The 2,634-nt window shown below is 30.0% G+C and carries 2 protein-coding genes; both read right to left on the bottom strand.

What is annotated here, in order from left to right; translation table 11 throughout:
• Positions 1-93 precede the first annotated feature (93 nt).
• Positions 94-1,110 (bottom strand): BsuBI/PstI family type II restriction endonuclease, encoded by a 1,017-nt coding sequence (locus F6K13_RS27710; RefSeq protein WP_124142838.1) that lies wholly within the window; start codon positions 1,108-1,110, stop codon positions 94-96.
• A 9-nt stretch (positions 1,111-1,119) separates the two neighbouring features.
• On the bottom strand, positions 1,120-2,133 hold the full coding sequence (locus F6K13_RS27705) for a DNA cytosine methyltransferase (RefSeq protein ID WP_124142839.1): 1,014 nt from the start codon (positions 2,131-2,133) through the stop codon (positions 1,120-1,122).
• Positions 2,134-2,634: the final 501 nt, after the last annotated feature.

Raw genomic sequence — 2,634 nt, 5'->3', positions numbered from 1 at the left:
TTTTGCTACAAAAGCAGCAGCAGTACCAATAACACAATGTAAAATCATTAATATCCAGAATAATTGCCAGTTAATTTCATTCATCATTTTCTTTCAAGTATTAGTTATTTGAGAATAAGGACCTAAAAATTTTTCACCATCAAAATGAATTATATGGTCTGGTGCATCAGCAATCCAAACTTCTGTTTCCCAAGCAATCTCAGCAGCAAATTTGCGAAAAGTATTATGGTCTAGAAAAGCTGTAATAAAAATTATGTCAGCCTGACATTTTTCTGTCAATTTTTTCAATTCTAATAAACGTACATTAGAAATTACCCCTGAACTATGAACAGCTTCTATCAAATAAAGCCAATTTTTCTGTTCTGAATAAGCTACTATATCGGGTAATTCTCCATCAGATAATTCAAAAAAGTTTAGTTCTTTCAGTTTGTTTTTTTCTAAATGTAAAAACTTCTTAGCTGTATCGCCGACATATAAAATTTCTGCACCATAACCATATCTAGGTAAAAAACTTTCAATAATTGCTTTCTGTAATTCATTATGTTTGCCAGGACTAAAATTTAAGACTTTACCAGAAGGAAAATTAACAGGAATTAAACTTATTTCTCGTTGACTAGAAAGTTGTTGTTCTAGAGTGACTAGATTAGCTAAAAAAATATCAACCTCTTCTTCCCAATTATTTGAGCCAAAATTTTTAACTAGATTAGCAATATCGGGATTTAAAGCAAAAGATCTTGTACCATCATTTCTAGCTGAATTTGGATTAGCAGCACTAGGAATAATAATTCCTGCAAGAACAATTAATTTTAAATCTTTCCTTCGAATATCATCATAAGAACTTTCAGATATTTTTTCATTAAAATAATTATTCCAGTACCTAATAATTTCCCTAGTTCTTAAAGCATGAGAATTATCAATTTTTGCCCATTCATTAGTTTTCTTAACTTTGGCTACAGCTAAAAAAGCCATTGCCATTCTTTCCAATCGTCTTTTAGTCATCCCCTCAAGAGGTACACCAAACTTACTAATAATATATAACGCTTCATTGATTAACTTTTGAAATTGTTTAGACTTATCTGACTTAGTAATATCTTGGGGAATTTGAGGCATTTTTATCTCTTAAAAAGGTAATGATAATTGTACAGGCATAATTTTTTGTGAAATTTCCTCTGGCGAGAATCTTTTCCTAGATTCTAAATAGCTCCTAATACTCCCTGCCAAATGAAAAGCAAATAAAGGAGGAACTGCATTTCCAATCTGATTAAAACAACTGGTTTCTTTTCCTACAAATTCAAACCAGTCAGGAAAACTTTGTAATCTTGCTGCCTCCCTTAATAACAAACGCCTTCTTCTCCCATCCGGCAATTTTATCCGGTGCATATCACCAGTAGGAGCCGAAATATTTCGACAAGTTAAAGTTCTCGCAGGTTTGTCTAAATACAAGTCACGAGGTTGTTTACAACTAGAAGCTTTTTCATACTTTGCCACATATTTATCCATATTTGGAGTCAGAAATTTTGACTCTGGAGGTGCATGGAATGCCATTTCTCCTAATGCTTCTCCAACAGTTACTTTTTTGTCTAAAACTTGAGGAAATTTCAACTCACCTTTATGCCCAATAACTATTACTCGTTGACGATTTTGAGGCACACCAAAATCAACAGCATTTAACAATTTAACCTCAATAATATAACCCAAAGATTGAAGTGCTTGAGTAATTTCATCTAAATACCATTTATTACGATAAAGTAAACCTCTTACATTTTCAAATAACCAAATTTCCGGCTGTAATCTTGCCACTGCATTAATAAAAATAGGAAAACCATCTCGCGAATCTTTCAAACCCTTTTGCTTTCCCCCAACACTAAAAGGTTGACAGGGAGGACCGCCAATTATTACATTTGCCGGAGGTAATTCTGTTTCAGAAGAAAGAGTAATTTTAGTGCAATTACCTTTGAGATTTTTATTATAAGTTGCACAACAATCGGCATCCATTTCAAAACCATAAGTTTGAAATCCCTGGGCTTCAAAACCGAGAGATAAACCACCACATCCAGCAAATAAATCTATAGCTAAATTAGTTAGATTAACAGATGGTTTAAGTAAATGATTGATTTTTTCTATGTAATTCATAAATCTTATGCAAATTATTAGAATGCTTGTGTAGAATACATAGGTAAAATTAATTAAGAAAAAAGGGTTGATTTTTATGATTTTTATACTAAATATGCTGATAAAAAGGTACTAATTAACTCTCTATAAGTCTATCACATCCTACTTTATCATTGCAATAAGCTCCGATATCAACATAATTTATATTAGTTTATTTTTGATTTTTTGGAATTTTTAATAAATATATTTAAATATATTTATTACTTAGTTTTCCCTTTAATTGTTAGCAGTAAATATCCCATAAAAAAGTAATTAATTATTTAGTGATAGCAATTTTAACGCTTAAATAATTATTGATTTAAATATAATTTATCAGGTAATTTATTATAATAGATTGTTATTTTTTTAGTAAAAAAATGCTGTTTTTCCCTCATACTATTTTCAATTAATATTTCCTCTCAAATATTTAATTCTATATTCATATTTAAAATGTAAATGCTATATACCAATAATAAATAACTA

The sequence above is a fragment of the Okeania sp. SIO2B9 genome, assembly GCF_010672505.1.
Classification (GTDB): domain Bacteria; phylum Cyanobacteriota; class Cyanobacteriia; order Cyanobacteriales; family Microcoleaceae; genus Okeania; species Okeania hirsuta.
Note: the sequence above shows the minus strand (reverse complement) of the source record. Positions and strands in the feature narration are given on the sequence as shown.

Coding starts and splice junctions, on each gene's coding strand:
- F6K13_RS27710 (WP_124142838.1), bottom strand. CDS start 1,110: ATGCCTCAAATTCCCCAAGATATTACTAAGTCAGATAAGTCTAAACAA.
- F6K13_RS27705 (WP_124142839.1), bottom strand. CDS start 2,133: ATGAATTACATAGAAAAAATCAATCATTTACTTAAACCATCTGTTAAT.